Genomic DNA, 16,996 nt, shown 5'->3' with positions numbered 1-16,996 from the left:
AGCCTGTACCCTGAACAATGATATTTTTGGCAAAACAGATGATAGAAATCACCCCTTCCGGTGATGGTCATCATCACTTTCCCGGAGATTCCCGTAAATTGCAGGTTACAGCCCTTATCATCCTAACCCTTATGAATTATACAGCAGATAAAATCAGACCAAAGGAAGCTGCCAGAGAACAGCTTTACTCCTACCAGTACCTCGAGCTGGTAGGGGCCGGGGATCTCTCATTTGTAAAAATGATGACATTGCTATTTATCGTGTCCCTGCTCGATTTTGAGCAGCAGGCTGCAGACATAGCGCAGGCAGGCGACCTTACCTCTCTCAAACAGCTGACACACAAGACAAGCAGCAGCTTCACATCCCTGGGCATGGATTACCTGCAACCTCATTTTGTTAAGATTGAACAGACAGGCAGCTGGGATAAGGCTACTGATAAAAGCCTGCAAAAGCTGCTCGATACCACCAAACGCGTGGTTCCCATGCTGCAGCACGATATGGAGAACGAAATCTTCAGGGACAAATAGCCGCTACCTTCCTTTCTTTTCAGGCGGGCGATAATCAAAACAACGGAATACCAGAAATTTACGGATCACTTTATCCTGGCGCTTTACCACAATGGGCGGCAACGGCTTTACTTTGGCAAAAAACGGCTGCAGCTCCTGCACAAACGCCTGTTCATCCTGTTCATCATTCACATCGGTCAGTGAGTTGATAAATATAGCATCGCGGCCTTTCAACGTTTCCAGGTCAGTACCTATAAAATCAAACTGCAGGGCGTTTTCGCCCAGGATATTTTTTGAATACACCAGCTCTCCCAGATAGAAATTCAGCATGGCGCTGGTTTTGTAATCATCTGCAGAAAAAATAAAATCATCCGGATACTGCTGGTGCAGCGCAGCAGCTCCTTGCCCCAGGCCCTCCCAGCCCACCATCGTATCGTCTGAATGAATAGGCACCGGATAAAAAATAATTTCCACTGCCAGTGCGATATGCACCACCAGCGAAATCATCCACTGCCAGCGGATATACCGCAGTCCCATCCACAGACTGACCCAGATAATCCCCGTGATATAAGCCGGCATCATCCAGTTGAGCTTCACCCAGTAAACCGGGGAGATGATGATAAAACCAAGAAACAATGGCAGAAAGAAACAAAGCAGGAAACGCTGCTGCTCCGGTATCCGGAAGATATGCAGGCCGTATTTTCTCACTGCCTTCCACAGGTAATAAAACAAGGCCGCCAGCAGCACCGGCATCAGTACTGCCGCCTGATGCCCCAATACGCCGAAGAAGTCCGTCAGATGCAGTTCTATACCACTCACCCTGCCGGCCGACTGAAAACGGAAAGAAGCAAACTGGTTATCCACATTCCAGATAATCACCGGTGAGATCATCAGCATAAAGAACGCGGCACAGAGTAACAACCACGGCGACCACAGATAATGACGGTATCTTTTTGATAATAATAAAAACAGGATCGTGCCTGCAGGAAGAAAAAGGCCGGTGTATTTACTGTCGAATGCCAGCCCCATGGCTATACCAGCCCATATCCAGGCAGCACGGCGTTCTTCGAACAGCGCTTTGTACAGGGCTGTCAGCGCCAGCGTCCAGCACAGCATCAGCGGCACATCCGGCGTAGACACGAGCGACAGCAGGGTAACCATCAGCGTGGAACATAACAGCAGCAAGGCATTGCGACTGCCGCGCCGCGAGAGGAAGCAGGTTGCCAGCCGGTAAAAAGCCAGTATAGTACATAAGGTCACCAGCGTATCTGCCAGTTTGATCACATAGGCATGACGGCCCAGCAGCGTGGTAAACCCGCGCAGTATCCACGCTATGGCAGGCGGATGATCAAAATAGGACAGCGCAAAATGTTGTCCGTAGAAATAATAGTAGGCATCCTGCGGCATCAGGCCCATCACCCATATAAAAGAGATTCTCAGCATGGTGATGATAATAATCGCAATAGCCATCCACCGGTTTGCGGCGACAGCGGCTATCCATGCATGGGCCGTAGCGGGTTTTCTCATGTATAAATGTAAGTTTGTGACAGTCAGTCTGCTACCCGCAAGAACCATTCCGGGATTCAACAGATTTTGGTTATTCCCTGCGTATACTGTAGGTTTGCAACCACAACTGGTTGCGGCTGACCAATCCTCGCCGCATTAAAAGGGAATCCGGTGCGAAACCGGAGCTATCCCCGTAGCTGTAATCCTGCTCCTGCCGCTACTTTGCGGCGGAACTCATTTCCGGCAAATACTCCTCGCCACTGTTTACCAAAACGGGAAGGCCGCCGGAAACCAGGAAAGCCAGAAGACCTGCCAGAAGTATTACATCATTCAGCGCTTTCGGGTGAAAGGCCAGGAATGTAAGCCCACAAGGCATATGTTCTCAACTACTGATACAATTCATTCTCCCAGGCGCACATGGCAACAACTATGTGTATACCAAAATATGTATCCGTATTATTACTACTGCTATCCGCCAGCGTGGCAGCACAGCAGAAAACGGATACCTTAAAAGCAGTTCATGTGAATGCGCAGCGTATCCCGGAAAATATTAACCCGGTAACGCCCGTGCAAACACTTTCCGGCAAAAAGCTGGAACGGCTGAACAGTCTTTCTGTAGCAGATGCCGTACGCTATTTCTCCGGCGTACAACTCAAGGATTACGGCGGTGTAGGCGGACTTAAAACCATCAACGTACGGAGTATGGGCACCAATCATACTTCTGTTTTCTACGATGGTATGATGACAGGCAACGCACAGAACGGGCAGGTAGACCTGGGAAAGTTCTCTCTCGACAACATCGAAGAAATATCTTTATACAACGGGCAGCGGAACAATATCTTCCAGACCGCCCGCGCCTTCTCCGCCGGCAGTGTGCTTTACCTGCAGTCCAAAATACCGCAGTTCACCGACTCCGCCCGCTGGCATGGCAAAGCCTCCGTCAAAACAGGTTCCTACGGCCTGATTAACCCGGCTGTGCTGTGGCAGCAGAAAATCAATCAGCGTTTATACAGCACCGTTAGCGCCGAATGGATCAATGCCAACGGCCGCTACCCTTACCGGATGCGCGACCGGAAATATGACTCCACCGCCACCCGCCTGAATGGCAACGTGAATGCCTTCCGTGCAGAAGCCGGTCTGTACGGCACCCTGCGCGACAGCAACGCCTGGAGCCTGAAATATTACCTGTACAGCTCCGCCCGCGGACTTCCCGGTGCAGTAGTAGGCGGCGAATTCCATTACGGACAGCACCTGAAAGACCAGGATATGTTTGCACAAGGCTCCTGGAGTAAAAAGATAGGCCGCAAATACAGTATCATGGCCAATGCCCGGTACAGCAACTTCTATAACGTATATACCGATCCGGAATATCTCAACCAGGAAAGGCTGCTCATCAATCATTACCGGCAGCAGGAAATCTATGCCTCCATAGCAAACAAATATGATATTACCCCCTGGCTGGAAACTGCGCTGGCAGGAGATTTCATCGTAAACACCATGAACTCCAACATAGACAGGTTTCCTTATCCCACCCGTTATTCAGAACTGATCTCCCTTGCTTCCCGCGTACATTTCAGGCGCTTTGAGATACAGGGAAACGTACTGGCCACCCTGGTGCAGGAAAACGTGAAAGCCTATGCAGGCGCAGGCAACAAACAGGAATATACGCCGGCCATCTCCCTGGCGTGGCAGCCTTTTGCCCGTAAAAACCTCTGGCTGCGCACATTCTACAAGAACATCTTCCGCATGCCTACCTTCAACGACCTGTATTATACCTATATCGGCAACAACGACCTGAAGCCTGAGTTCGTGCGGCAATACGATGCCGGATTCACCTATACTACCGCCCTGCGCGGCAGATGGCAGTTCTTCTCCATTCAGGCCGATGCCTACTACAACCGGGTGAACGATAAAATTGTAGCCGTACCGTCTAAAAATCTCTTCGGCTGGTCTATGATGAACCTCGGACTCGTAGTCATCAAAGGTGTTGATGTGAATATGTCTACCGCCTGGATGCCCTGGCGCGACATCATGCTCAACGCTGCCGTGGCGTACACCTTCCAGGATGCGCAGGACCGTACCACCGGCGCGGGCTCGCATAATTACGGGCAGCAGATACCCTACACCCCCTGGCACAGCGGCTCTTTCACGGCAGGCATAGACTGGCGGGAATTCAATCTGAACTACAGCTTTATCTACACCGGCGAACGCTATAATCAGAAAAGGAATAACATCTTCAATTATACAGAACCCTGGTATACCAGCGATGTATCAGCATCCTGGCGCCATCATCAATATAAACTGACAGCAGAACTCAATAACCTGCTCAACCAGCAGTATGATGTAATTGCCAACTTCCCCATGCCGGGACGTAATTACAGAGTAACGCTGAGCGTAAACTATTAAGTCATGATGCGATCATTATTTTTAACTGTCTGCTCCCTCCTCCTGCTGGCCTCCTGCCGGAAGGGCATTATTATACCCTCCATCATGTCCGAAGAAATCCCCGGATTTCAGCGACAGCCGGACGGCGCGGGCACCGTACAGGGGTTCTATCTGCTCAACGAAGGCAACATGAACATGAACAAATCCTCACTGGATTATGTAGACCTGATTAACGGAGCATATGTACGCAGAACCTATGAAGCACAGAACCCGGAAGTGGTAAAGGGGCTGGGAGATGTAGGCAATGACCTGCAGATCTACGGCGGCAAGCTCTACGCCATCATCAACAACTCCAACAAGGTAGAAGTACTGGATGCCGCCACCGGAAAGCGTATCAGGCAGGTTATTATCCAGCAGTGCCGCTATATTACCTTTTATAAAGAGAAAGCATACGTTACTTCCAATGCCGGATATATTTCCGTGATGGATACCACCGCACTGCAGGAAACAGCGCGTATTCCGACCGGCCGCAATCCGGAACAGATGGCAATTGCAGGCAACAAACTATACGTAGCCAACTCCGGCGGATACAATCCTAAAAATTATGAACGCACCGTTTCCGTTATAGATCTGGATACGCAGCAGGAGCTGAAACGCATAGACGTAGCCATCAATCTGCACCGTATTGTGGCCGATAAGTACGGCGACCTTTACGTGACCTCCCGCGGTGATTACTACGACATACCTTCACGGCTATACGTTATTGACACCAAAACGGACCTTGTCAAGAAAGAGTTTCCCATCGGCGCCAGCAACATCTGTATTAACGGGAATCTGGCCTATATCTACTGTGTGGAGTGGAGCTATCATACCCATAAGAATACCATTTCCTATGCGATGATAGATGTGCGCTCAGAAACACTGCTGGACCGCAAATTCATCACCGACGGCACCGACGCCAAAATTGAAATTCCCTACGGCATTGCCGTAGATCCGGATACAGAAGACGTATTTGTAACAGATGCGCTGGACTATGTATCTCCCGGCATCCTGTACTGCTTTGATAAAACCGGCAAACAGAAATGGAAAATGGAGACAGGAGATATTCCCGCCCATTTTGCCTTCCTGAAAAAGTAAACATGCTTATCATCATAAATTATTTATCATGCAATTATCAACATCGCTGCGTATCACCTGCTTAGCCGCTACCATGGCCCTGGCTGCCTGTTCCAAAAACAATGAGGATAACGGTGCACCTACCAGAGACGGTATGCGTCCTGCCACTCCGAACAGCAGTAAATACATCAGCCAGATATTGGAATACAAACCGGCGCCAGGGCAATTCGTGAACGAAAATACCTTCGGCTCACCGGCCGGCGCACAAAAGCTGATCGGCGGCATCAACGGATTACTTTCCCTCGGCAGCTTCGGCGGATATGTCATCACAGGGTTTGATCACTCCATCGAAAACAAGGCCGGTATGGACTTCGGCATTTACGGCAATGTTATCCTGGGGAATGGCACAGACTGGTCAGAACCCGGCATCATCATGGTGATGCAGGACCTCAACGGCAACGGTAAACCCGATGACGGCGAATGGTATGAGCTGGCTGGCAATGAATACAACGCTCCCGGCACTATCAGAAATTACCGCATCATCTACTACAACCCTAAAAAGGCTACTGCCACCGATGTATTATGGAAAGATAACCAGGGCAAATCAGGATATGTGCTGTCCAACACTTTCCACAACCAGAGCTACTATCCCCTTTTTGCTCCCAACCAGGATTCGCTGGTGTTTGAAGGCACCCTTCTCCGCAATACGCTCGTAAAGGAGTACAACCCGGTATACCACAGCGAGCTGTTCAACAATAAACCCGTCGGCGCCGGCTATGCAGACAACGGCTCCAAAGAATACCAGGATCTCACCGAAGCAAAGGGAAGAGGCTACAATACACTGGACATCTCCACCGCAGTCAATGCCAAAGGCGAAAAAGTAAACCTGAAATACATTGACTTCATCAAAGTATACACCGGCCAGAACTGCAATGGCAACCTGTCAAATGATCCCGGCAATCAGGACAGGCTGCTGGGAGAAGTGAGTACGGAAGTGGGAGGCATTGTGGATCTGCATCTGTAATGCAATTGCGAATTACGAATTGCGAATTACGAATGAAATGCAGCGAATAAAAAGCGCGAAGATTAAAGGAGATGCTTTATTTTAGTATCTCCTTTAATCTTCGCGCTTTTTATTCGCTGCATTTCATTCGTAATTCGCAATTTGTAATTCGTAATTATAATGATAAATCTTCCAGAACACATAACCGGTCTTACCGATGCAGAAGTAGCAGCATCCAGGCTTTCCTACGGCAGGAATGTGCCGCCGGAGCCTTTTATCAATCCGGTGCTGGCATTGCTGAAAGAGATCTTGCAGGAGCCGATGCTGGTATTGCTGATAGCGGTAACGGCCATCTATTTTGTGATGGGAGAATACGGAGAGGCTTACTTTATGCTGGCAGCCATCGGGGTGGTGTCCGGTATTTCATTTTACCAGGATAGCCGCAGCCGTAAGGCGCTGGAAGCGCTGGAGAAACTAAATGAGCCGCTGAGCAGGGTGATACGCAATGGTGCGCTGCAATCCGTTCCCACAGCGGATATTGTTACCGGCGACATGATGGTGGTAGCCGAAGGTAATACCATCAATGCAGACGGCGTCATTGTACACAGTAACGATTTTTCCGTTAATGAATCCGTACTTACCGGCGAACCATATGCTGTTTTCAAGGAGGCAGACAGTGAGGACAACTATGTATACAGCGGCACCGTAGTGGTATCCGGACTGGCTATCTGCCGGGTAGAGAAAGTAGGAGAACATACTAAAACGGGGCAGCTGGGCGCGGCCATTCTCGACATAAAAGAAGAGCCTACTCCCCTGCAGTTACAGATCCGGCAATTTGTGAAGTGGATGGCAGCAGCAGGTGTTGTAGTGTTTCTGGCCGTCTGGGGATATAATTTTATGCAGAGCGGCAATTTTACGGACAGCCTGCTGAAAGGGCTTACACTGGCGATGTCCATACTTCCGGAAGAAATACCCGTTGCCTTTACCACCTTTATGGCCCTGGGTTCCAGGAGGCTCATGCAGCTCGGCATCATTGTAAAAAAGATACGTACCGTAGAAGCCCTGGGCAGCGCCACTATCATCTGCACAGATAAAACCGGCACCATTACAGAGAACAGGATGAGCCTGCAGGCAGTGTACAGCAACGCCAACCGCAGGTTGTACGAACAGGCGCCCTGGCCGCAGGATGTTATAAACGCCGCCATGTGGGCCAGCGAACCGGTACCGTTTGACCCGATGGAAAAAACCCTGCATCAGTTATATGAAAAAAGTACTCCTCAGGATGAAAGACCACATTACCGGATCGTTCATGAATATCCGCTGGAAGGAAGGCCGCCGATGATGACGCATATTTTCGAAGACAGAAACGGACACCGGATCATTGCTGCCAAAGGTGCACCCGAAGCGATACTGGCAGTATGCACGTTATCTGCCGAAGCAAAAAAAGAAATCGAACAACAGATAAAATCACTGGCAGAAAAAGGATATCGTCTGCTGGGTATCGCTACCGCCACATTTGATGGCAACAATTATCCCGCAGCACAGCAGGACTTCTCTTTTACATTTTCCGGACTGACAGCCTTCTACGATCCGCCCAAAGCCAATATCAGCAATGTATTCCGGCAGTTTTACCAGGCAGGCATCCAGATAAAAATCATCACCGGAGATAACAGCGCCACCACCAAATCCATTGCGGCACAGGCAGGGCTGCATCAGCCGGACAAAGCGACGGACGGAGAAACATTGCTACGTATGAACGTTCCCGTTATGCAGCAGGAATTGAAGCAGGTAAATATCTTCACACGGATGTTTCCGGAAGCCAAGCTGGCAGCCATCAATGCACTGAAGGCCGGTAATGAAACCGTAGCGATGACAGGAGACGGTGTCAACGACGGGCCGGCGTTGAAAGCGGCGCATATTGGAATTGCGATGGGCCGGAAAGGCACAGAGATCGCCAAACAGGCAGCAGCGCTCATCCTGGTGAATGATGACCTGTCCGCTATGGTGGACGCCGTTGCCATGGGACGGCGCATTTATACCAATATCAAAAAAGCAGTACAATATATCATCTCCATTCATATCCCCATCATACTCACCGTATCGCTGCCACTGTTTCTGGGCTGGGTGTATCCCAATATATTCACACCCGTACATGTTATTTTCCTGGAGCTGATCATGGGGCCCACCTGCTCCATTGTTTATGAAAACGAACCGATGGAAAAGAATGCCATGTCAGTGCCTCCACGGCCGGTTTCAGAAACTTTTTTATCTTTCCGGGAGATGAACATCAGCATACTGCAGGGATTGATGATTACAGCGGGCGTGCTGCTGGTATATCAGTGGAGCCTGCGGGGGCAGGCAGATGAAACATATACGCGGAGTATGGTATTCACCACACTGATATTTGCCAATGTTTTTCTCACACAGGTAAACAGGTCTTTTCACTACTCCTTTATCACCAGTATGCGTAACGGCAACCGGCTGATGGCCGGTATTATTATGCTGACACTGGCATTACTGGCAGCGATGTTGTACATTCCGCCTATAGCGGAGTTTTTTCATATCAGGGCGCTGGATGGGGGTTCGCTGGGTATATGTGCAGTTACCGGCGCAGTGTCTGTGTTGTGGTTTGAAGTGTGGAAGCTGATGCGACCTTAATATTTGATTATTTGGTTATTTGAGATTTGGAAGACAGCGGAGATTGGTGGGTATGGATTATGTAAGTAATTAAAGTATAAAGTATGAAGATATTTATCACGAGGGTATTGCCGCCGGCGGGGCTGGCGATGCTGGAACGTGCAGGCGTTCAGGTTACGCAGTGGACGGAGCGGCGGGGATTGTCGCACGATGAGCTGGTAGCGCATTGTCAGCAGTATGATGCGTTGCTGCTGGCCAGCGACAATACTATAGACCGTGCGTTCCTGGAACAGTGCCGCCACCTGAAGGTCATCAGTTTATTGTCGGTAGGATACGATAAGGTAGATATCGCTGCAGCCAATGAGCTGGGCATACCGGTTACCAATACGCCGGGGGTACTGAGCGCTGCTACGGCAGATACTGCATTTCTATTGATGCTGGCGTCTTCCAGGAAAGCCTTCTTTCAGCATAAGCGGATTATACGCGGCGAATGGGGCTTTTCAGAACCTACGGCCAATCTGGGTATTGCGCTGGAGGGAAAGACCCTGGGTATATGGGGACTGGGCAGCATTGGTTATGTGATGGCGCAGCGCTGTGTGCAGGCATTTGGCATGAAAGTGATTTATCATAACCGGGGCCGTAATGAAGCCGCAGAAAAAGAGCTGGGAGCGCAACGGGTATCGTTTGAGGAACTGCTGGCACAGAGCGATGTGCTTTCCGTGCATACTGCGCTGACGCCGGAAACAGCCGGCAGGTTTAATATGACAGCCTTTTCACAGATGAAACCTTCTGCCATTTTTGTGAATGCCGCCAGAGGTGCAATACATCATGAAGGAGATCTGATAGCCGCTATACAACAGGGTATTATCTGGGGCGCAGGACTGGATGTTACTAATCCGGAACCGATGCAGCCGGATAATCCTTTGCTGGAGATGCCTACAGTAGCTGTTTTGCCGCATATAGGCTCTGCTACTGCAGAAACCAGGAATGCAATGAGTGAGATGGCAGCACAGAATATTATTGCTTCCATGAAGGGCGAGCCGTTACCCAACCAGGTAACCAGCCTGTAACTTTTTTCAAAATAAAAGAGCGGAGAAGAAGCGCCGGGATGATTTTTCATCTTCGCTTCATCTTCGCTCTTTATTTTTACCCTGTTGTTACCCCCTGTTCCGTGACATCAGTTTTGTTTTAGTTCCCTTATGGCGCAGCCATATGAAGGAGAGCACCACGCCGGTGACGCTCAGTGCTGCTCCTCCCAGCAGGAGTATCAGCAGGGTAATGTCCCATAGTGGTCGCTGATGGTGAAACCAGGGAAAGTCAAAGCTATGCAGGCCGTTATAGAGCCAGCGCAGGCGGCGTGTGCTGTTATCCTGGCGTGACAGGACTGCTCCCGTTAACGGGTCTGCATATACGCAGGTAGCTCCTTCATCCGCGAAACGGTAGCGGATAACGGGCAATGGCCTGCTGCTGTCGCGCGCACGATAATAGGCATCATAATGAGTAAGCAGGGTACGCTCCAGCAGTGGGGCGGCTACGGTCTGCAGGATGGCACTGTCCAGCAGGGTAGCATCAACACCGGCTACCTGTTGTCCGCTGAGAGCCGATATCACCAATGGCCGCTGTGCCTCCGTGCCGGCAATCAGGTAAGGGTGTTGTCCCACAACCGTAAAATGAATTTCCTTTACCGGTTGCTGACGCAGCAGCTGTAACGCCGGCAGCCAGGCAGCGGCAGCAGCCGGCTGTGGCGATGCCGGAGCAGCGGCACGGCGACTGCCCATATGCAACGGATCCATGGAAAACAGGCCGCTCAGTATCCAGGTAAAGGTAAACAGTCCAAACAGCAGGCCGGTATAATGATGCCAGCGCAGCCAGGGCTTTTTATAGGGAGAAATACGTTTTCGCTTCCAGCGGATAAGGCCCGCAGCAATGCCGCTCAGGCACATGATACATCCCAGCAGGGAAGTCCAGATGACTACCTGTGTCCAGATGTACCGGTGTGGTTTGATAATCAGTACGCGTAAGTAAATCCAGTGTGGTATGGGCCCCAGCCATGACAGGATCTTCTCCCTGCGGCTGACATCCTGAAAAACCTCGCCGGTAGCAGCAGAAACGTAGAGCGAAGTATGCGCCGGATCATTCAGCTGAATGACCCATGCAGGAAGGTAAGCAGTGAAACTGCCCTTATTGAGCCATTGATCCTGCGTGGTAATCCACCGCATATCCCGGATGGTGTAACGCGCAGCAAAATAATCAATGGCCGTCTGCCTGGCCTGGGCGGAGGTGATACCAGGCATAACGGTATTATCATCCGCATAGACCACGCCCTTGTTGCTGCGGTATACCGGCCTGCCCAGCAGCATTCCCAGCACCGCATCTGCGGATGGAGGCGGTGTGGTCACCGCTGCTGTACGCAGCAGCGGTGCATGGCGGACACGCTCTTCCCGTGTTAACACGGGATAGCGTACATACATCATTACCATGCCTGACAGGAACCATATCAGGAACAAAACACTGCACAGCAGGCCCAGATAGCGGTGTATGCGCAGTAACCAGTGACTTCTTTTAACAGGCATATCAGCGGCCGTTGAAGGTATAATGTAATGCTACGTTGTAATTCACCGGCGCACCGGGATACAGCTGCGTATTATTGATCGCCCCTATGAAATACTCCCGGTTGTCCAGCAGGTTCTCCGCATTCACGGTAACGCGCACACGACGGAAAGTATAGGATGCACCGGCATTTACCAGGTAGTAAGCCGGCAGTAATACAGTATTGCGGGAATCCGTGTAGTTGTCGCCGTTATAGCTCAGCCCCGCAAATACAGTAGCGCCGCGGCATACGGTATAGCTGGACTGTATATTGAACTGATGTATCATAGCGAATGGCAGTCTTTTATCAGTGAGATTGCCGGCACCGGTGACCTTGCTGGTATAGTTTTTAAAACGGGCATCCGTAAAGGCATACCCTGCGGAAATACTGAATACCGGCAACGGCTGCCAGGTGATGTCTGTTTCTATTCCTTTGGAAGCCGCCTCGCTGGCCTGGTCATATAATCCTTTACCGAGGCTCACAATGATATTTCGTTTAAGGAGATAGAAGCCTGCCACATTAAGCGTAAGATGACGGGCCAGGGTAAGCCTCGTACCCAGTTCAGCCTGATAGCCGCTTTCAGGATCAAGTGACAGGTTCGTTACTCCGGGTACCTGTCTGGCCGGTTTGAAATAGGTCGCATAGGAGCCATAGATATTCACCGCTTCCAGTGGCTCATATACAAAACCTGCGCGGTAAGTAAGGCGGCTGGTATGCTTCCGGTAAGGATCGCCCTTTGAGGCAGTAGTAGTGGGGCTTTGCAGGGTATCGCTGCGGTAGCTGCCACTGAACTGATCAAAGCGGATAGCAGCCAGTATTTTAAATTTCGGGGAGAAGTTAAGCCAATCCTGCAGGTAGATGCCGTTCATCGTTTCATCGATTGTTTTGCGATGCGTGTTGATAACCGGCAGATTACCCTGGTTATCCAGGGGGGCTGTCAGCGGAATAGTGGTAGCCGTTCTGCTGCGCAGCGGATTATCATAATCTGTATAACGATGCAGTACGTTGAGCGACCACCCCGCCAGTATCTTCTGCTGTATGCGGCCGGAAGGCACATCCCAGGTGAAGTCCAGCGAGTGCTGGAAAGGCTGCGTATGATGTTCAAACTGCAGGTAACCCCGTGCTACGCTATCCTTACCGCGGGTAAGTTCCAGCGATTCTGAAGACAGGTAGTTTATCAGATCTGTCGCATAGGACAGCTGTTCTGTAACGGTCATACGACTGTTGAGCCGGCGTGTGTACTGCAGCTGCACATCAGCATGATTGGCTTTGGTATAGCTCTGGGTGGTATTATAGCGGTAACTCCGTTTTACCTCCGGCAGCATTTCACCGTTGACCGTAGGAATACCGGCATCGTTGTCATACATATCCTTATTGGCGCCCAGGCGCAGCTGAAAACGGTCCTTCTCTGTAGGGGTGAAATCAAACGCCAGATAGGCACTGTTGCGGTTACTGCCAGCACCGCGCCAACCGTCGGTGGCCGAGATACCGGCATCTGCGCGGTACCGCAGGGTCGGAGAAAGCGGGCCGCCCGCACCGGCACTGATACGGCGGGTGTTAAAACCACCGTAGAGGATATTGAACTCCGCCGACGGCGTTGTTCCCGGCGTCTTACGGGCAACGCTAATGATACCGCCAATGCCTGAATGACCAAACATAGCACCGGCAGGGCCTTTCAGCACTTCTATATGATCTACTGCCGCCAGGTTGGTCATAGGTGCACTGGAGGCAATGTTCTGCCTGTCATCGCGGAAACCATCCACCACCAGCAGAAAATCATTAAAACCACGTATCACATAGTGCTGAAATGCACCATAGGTAGATACTGGTCTGACTCCCTGCACCTTTGCCAGCGCGCCGGTAAGATCATCAATACCCTGCAGCTGCAGCGAAGCACCGCTGATGTTGTTAATCGTAGCCGGAATTGTACGAAGCGGCACATCCAGCTTACTGAAAGAAGTTCGTGTAGCCGTACCTGATAGTACCACTATCTCCTGCAGTGTTTTATTGTTCAGGGAATCCTGCTGCTGAGACATAGCAGCGCCTGGCAGCGTCAGCGCGCCGGCAATCATGTAAATTTTTAGCATACGCATAAAACCTGGTTGTAAACATTATGTGAATAATGCTCCTTACGTTTTCTGGTATGCTTCCGGGAATAATGTAGATATGAAATACCCGTGGAGATGCTGATTACTAATTACGAATTGCGAATTGCGAATTACGAATGTAGAAGCGAAGATTAAAACGAAGATTTAAGGAGATAACTACTAGGCATCCTCTTTAATCTTTGTTTTAATCTTCGCTTCTACATTCGTAATTCGCAATTCGTAATTCGTAATTAGTAATCAGAGCTGCCTGCAGGGCAATTCCGACTACTGCTTCAAAACCGCGAAAGCATTTGTCTGTAACAATATGGCAAGTATCCTGGCTTGTAACATTATTGCCATCCTTCTCTTTCCTGGCGGAAAAATGGATATCAGCGGCAACAACCTGAAACGTTACTTACAGTTGCGCGACAGCCCGTGATTTACACACGGTTCCTTATTAAGAGCGTTATACACGCCCACCATAATGCGATAGATCTGTAAAGAACTGGATCGCAAAGATATAGTTTAAAACTATACGTGTGTTATTTTAATCATTAACTTTAATTAAATACAATACTATGCGTAAAGTGGCCATCATAGGGGGACAACGGATACCTTTTGTAAAGTCGTTCCGCGAGTATAACAGGATATCCAATCAGGAAATGCTGACCGCCTGTCTGTCTTCCCTGGTCCGGCAGTTCGGACTGGAAGGCCGGCGCATCGGAGACGTAGCACTGGGCACCCTGCTGAACCGCTCCACAGAATGGAATTTTGCACGCGAGTGCGTACTCGGCACTACGCTCGACCCTCATACGCCTGCCTACAACGTATTACGCGCATGCGGCACCAGCCTTGATGCGGCCATACAGATAGGGCTGCGTATCGCCGCCGGGCAGATAGACACCGGCATCGCCGGAGGCAGCGATACCAACAGCGACCTCCCCATTATGTTCAGTCAGCAGTTCGCCTGGAAAATAGTAGCACTGAGAGCAGCGAAATCATTCGGAGAACGCCTGAAAATACTGGCCTCCTTCAGACCTAAAGACCTCTCTCCCCTGTACCCTTCCATCGTGGAACCCAGAACAGGCTTGTCAATGGGACAACATACGGAACTCATGGTGAAGGAATGGGGCATCACCCGCGAACAGCAGGATGCACTGGCATACGACAGCCATATACATGCCGCAAAGGCATATGAGGCAGGCTTCTTCCGCGATCTTGTCTTTGCCTTTAAAGGTGTGGAAAAAGACACCATCGTGCGTCCGGACACCACGCCGGCTAAACTGGCCGCACTGAAACCCGCCTTCGACCATAGCGGTAAAGGCACGCTCACAGCGGGCAACAGCACCATCTATACAGACGGCGCTGCCGCCATCCTGATGGCCTCTGAAGAATATGCACAACGGCAAAACTGGCCGGTACTGGCATACCTCATCGATGCCGAATCTGCCGCAGTGGACTATGTTCACGGCGAAGGCCTGCTCATGGCCCCCACCTATGCCGTGGCACGTATGCTGAAACGTCGGCACCTTACCCTGCAGGATTTCGATATCTATGAAATTCATGAAGCCTTCTGCGGCCAGGTACTGTGTACCCTCAAAGCCTGGGAAGATGCAGACTACTGCAAAAAACTGGGATATGACACGCCACTGGGCAGTATTGACCGCAGCAAACTGAATATCAAAGGAGGCAGCGTAGCCATAGGACACCCGTTTGCCGCTACCGGAGCCAGAATACTGGCGCAAACAGCTAAAACACTACAGGAACGCGGCGGAGGCAGAGCGCTGGTATCTATCTGTACTGCCGGCGGAATGGGTGTTACCGCAATACTGGAACATTAACAGGCAAAACAGCAAAGCGGCAGATAGTTCTTTTTCTGTGGGAGATAGTAATTAACAACATCAATGGCAGACAGGAATTCAATCGTCACCGGTTTTCCGGATCATTTCTGAAGATATTTTATTCCGGAATCATGCACATATGTCCATGATTCCGGAATATTAAACTGCTACTGTAATACTTTTTCGAGTTCCTTTTCCAACGCCTCTCCACGCAGATTCACCGCGATAATGCGGCCGGAAGGATCCAACAGGAAGTTCTGGGGAATAGCGGTAATCAGGTACTTCTTTGATATCTCACCCTTCCACCATTTCAGCTCACTTACGTGATGCCAGGTAAGTCCGTCTTTTTCAATAGCCGCAGTCCACTTGTCATGGTCGCCTTCGCGGTCCAGGGAAACACCCAGAATATCAAAGTTCTTATCTTTAAAACGGTTATAGGCTTTTACTACATGCGGATTTTCTGCACGGCAGGGACCACACCAGCTGGCCCAGAAATCAAGCAATACATATTTACCACGCAGGTCTGATAACTTAACGATCTTGCCATCCGGCGCAGGGGCTGCAAAATCCATGGACATCTGTCCTACAGCTACTGTTGCAGAAGCCTTCAGTATGGCTGTTGCCGCCAGACCCAGATTAGAGGATCTCAGACCAGGCGTCAGCTTGTCAAAGCGCGCCTGCATAGCTGCCACATCCACCACGCGCTTGCCTATTTTATCTCTCAGCAGCATCAGGCTATAGTAATAATCAGGATGTGCTGCAATAAAATCATACTGCATCCCATCGCGCTGTTTGAACCATTCATTCATCACCATACTGCGTGCATACAAGCCCGTAGTATCATTACCCCCCTCTCTCATCTTCTGCATAAAAATATTACGCATAGAATCAATACTTTTATCCACCTGACGGGTGATTGCTTTAAATTCGTCCTGCTGGCGGGTAAACACGGAGCCTGACACTTTACTGTCATCCAGTAAATTGGCGGAAGCCGTCTCTTTTGCTGTAAATTTCACTTTATCTCCGGGAGCCAGCACCAGTTCCCTTCTACCGGAAACAAATTCATTCCCATTCTTAAAATGTACTGTCAATACAGCTGCTGCTGTATCCGTCCACGCCGCATTCATTTTAAATGATCCTTTCTCAATGCGGGCTGAATCGCTGGCATGACCACCTTTTGCAGGCAGCAGGTAAATAAGCTGGCCATTGAGGACTGCAGGCGCCTTACCTGTAATGGTTATGCCTGTCTTCTGGGCAAACAGCTGACTGGTCGCAGAAAGCGCCAGACATACAAATACCGTTTTTTTCATCGTTGGTTGGTTGGT

General features: G+C 50.3%; 11 protein-coding genes and 2 riboswitches. Of the genes, 7 read left to right on the top strand and 4 right to left on the bottom strand.

The annotated features are described in order from the left end of the window. Positions 1–26 precede the first annotated feature (26 nt). Complete coding sequence (locus GWG06_RS14745) at positions 27–527, top strand: hypothetical protein (protein WP_160714077.1); 501 nt, start codon at positions 27–29, stop codon at positions 525–527. A gap of 3 nt (positions 528–530) precedes the next feature. Here GWG06_RS14745 and GWG06_RS14740 read toward each other — a convergent pair whose 3' ends face one another. Continuing rightward, the gene (locus tag GWG06_RS14740) at positions 531–2,033 is read right to left on the bottom strand and encodes a glycosyltransferase family 39 protein (RefSeq protein WP_160714075.1); all 1,503 of its coding nucleotides are present in this window, start codon (positions 2,031–2,033) and stop codon (positions 531–533) included. Positions 2,034–2,123: 90 nt separating this feature from the next. Further along, a riboswitch (cobalamin riboswitch) is annotated at positions 2,124–2,343 on the top strand. A gap of 98 nt (positions 2,344–2,441) precedes the next feature. Between GWG06_RS14740 and GWG06_RS14735 the strand changes: the two genes are divergently transcribed. The 5 genes from GWG06_RS14735 to GWG06_RS14715 all read left to right on the top strand — a co-directional run bounded on the left by GWG06_RS14735 (position 2,442) and on the right by GWG06_RS14715 (position 10,223). Beyond that, the gene (locus GWG06_RS14735) at positions 2,442–4,418 is read left to right on the top strand and encodes a TonB-dependent receptor plug domain-containing protein (RefSeq protein WP_235938355.1); all 1,977 of its coding nucleotides are present in this window, start codon (positions 2,442–2,444) and stop codon (positions 4,416–4,418) included. A gap of 3 nt (positions 4,419–4,421) precedes the next feature. Further along, on the top strand, positions 4,422–5,534 hold the full coding sequence (locus tag GWG06_RS14730) for a YncE family protein (RefSeq protein WP_235938353.1): 1,113 nt from the start codon (positions 4,422–4,424) through the stop codon (positions 5,532–5,534). A 28-nt stretch (positions 5,535–5,562) separates the two neighbouring features. Continuing rightward, the gene (locus GWG06_RS14725) at positions 5,563–6,537 is read left to right on the top strand and encodes a PKD domain-containing protein (RefSeq protein WP_160714073.1); all 975 of its coding nucleotides are present in this window, start codon (positions 5,563–5,565) and stop codon (positions 6,535–6,537) included. A 159-nt stretch (positions 6,538–6,696) separates the two neighbouring features. Beyond that, the gene (locus GWG06_RS14720) at positions 6,697–9,174 is read left to right on the top strand and encodes a cation-translocating P-type ATPase (protein ID WP_160714071.1); all 2,478 of its coding nucleotides are present in this window, start codon (positions 6,697–6,699) and stop codon (positions 9,172–9,174) included. Positions 9,175–9,257: 83 nt separating this feature from the next. Then, on the top strand, positions 9,258–10,223 hold the full coding sequence (locus GWG06_RS14715; RefSeq protein ID WP_160714069.1) for a 2-hydroxyacid dehydrogenase: 966 nt from the start codon (positions 9,258–9,260) through the stop codon (positions 10,221–10,223). 87 nt (positions 10,224–10,310) lie between these two features. Here GWG06_RS14715 and GWG06_RS14710 read toward each other — a convergent pair whose 3' ends face one another. Beyond that, positions 10,311–11,726, bottom strand: coding sequence for a PepSY domain-containing protein (locus GWG06_RS14710; RefSeq protein ID WP_160714067.1), 1,416 nt, complete (start codon positions 11,724–11,726; stop codon positions 10,311–10,313). 1 nt (position 11,727) lies between these two features. After that, complete coding sequence (locus GWG06_RS14705) at positions 11,728–13,836, bottom strand: TonB-dependent receptor (protein WP_160714065.1); 2,109 nt, start codon at positions 13,834–13,836, stop codon at positions 11,728–11,730. Positions 13,837–14,140: 304 nt separating this feature from the next. Next, positions 14,141–14,329, bottom strand: a riboswitch (cobalamin riboswitch). Between the two features lie 79 nt (positions 14,330–14,408). Between GWG06_RS14705 and GWG06_RS14700 the strand changes: the two genes are divergently transcribed. After that, on the top strand, positions 14,409–15,671 hold the full coding sequence (locus tag GWG06_RS14700; protein WP_160714063.1) for an acetyl-CoA C-acetyltransferase: 1,263 nt from the start codon (positions 14,409–14,411) through the stop codon (positions 15,669–15,671). A 167-nt stretch (positions 15,672–15,838) separates the two neighbouring features. Here the strand turns inward: GWG06_RS14700 and GWG06_RS14695 are convergent, their stop codons facing one another. Further along, positions 15,839–16,981: a TlpA disulfide reductase family protein gene (locus tag GWG06_RS14695; protein ID WP_160714061.1), complete on the bottom strand. Its 1,143-nt coding sequence runs from the start codon at positions 16,979–16,981 to the stop codon at positions 15,839–15,841. Positions 16,982–16,996 lie beyond the last annotated feature (15 nt).

It is taken from the genome of Chitinophaga solisilvae (assembly GCF_009928525.1).
GTDB lineage: Bacteria > Bacteroidota > Bacteroidia > Chitinophagales > Chitinophagaceae > Chitinophaga > Chitinophaga solisilvae.
Note: the sequence above shows the minus strand (reverse complement) of the source record. Positions and strands in the feature narration are given on the sequence as shown.

What these genes read in the sequence shown, in the direction of transcription:
- GWG06_RS14720 (WP_160714071.1), top strand. Translation starts at nt 6,697, where the DNA reads ATGATAAATCTTCCAGAACACATAACCGGTCTTACCGATGCAGAAGTA.
- GWG06_RS14725 (WP_160714073.1), top strand. Translation starts at nt 5,563, where the DNA reads ATGCAATTATCAACATCGCTGCGTATCACCTGCTTAGCCGCTACCATG.
- GWG06_RS14715 (WP_160714069.1), top strand. Translation starts at nt 9,258, where the DNA reads ATGAAGATATTTATCACGAGGGTATTGCCGCCGGCGGGGCTGGCGATG.
- GWG06_RS14700 (WP_160714063.1), top strand. Translation starts at nt 14,409, where the DNA reads ATGCGTAAAGTGGCCATCATAGGGGGACAACGGATACCTTTTGTAAAG.
- GWG06_RS14740 (WP_160714075.1), bottom strand. Translation starts at nt 2,033, where the DNA reads ATGAGAAAACCCGCTACGGCCCATGCATGGATAGCCGCTGTCGCCGCA.
- GWG06_RS14695 (WP_160714061.1), bottom strand. Translation starts at nt 16,981, where the DNA reads ATGAAAAAAACGGTATTTGTATGTCTGGCGCTTTCTGCGACCAGTCAG.
- GWG06_RS14710 (WP_160714067.1), bottom strand. Translation starts at nt 11,726, where the DNA reads ATGCCTGTTAAAAGAAGTCACTGGTTACTGCGCATACACCGCTATCTG.
- GWG06_RS14705 (WP_160714065.1), bottom strand. Translation starts at nt 13,836, where the DNA reads ATGCGTATGCTAAAAATTTACATGATTGCCGGCGCGCTGACGCTGCCA.
- GWG06_RS14735 (WP_235938355.1), top strand. Translation starts at nt 2,442, where the DNA reads ATGTGTATACCAAAATATGTATCCGTATTATTACTACTGCTATCCGCC.
- GWG06_RS14730 (WP_235938353.1), top strand. Translation starts at nt 4,422, where the DNA reads ATGATGCGATCATTATTTTTAACTGTCTGCTCCCTCCTCCTGCTGGCC.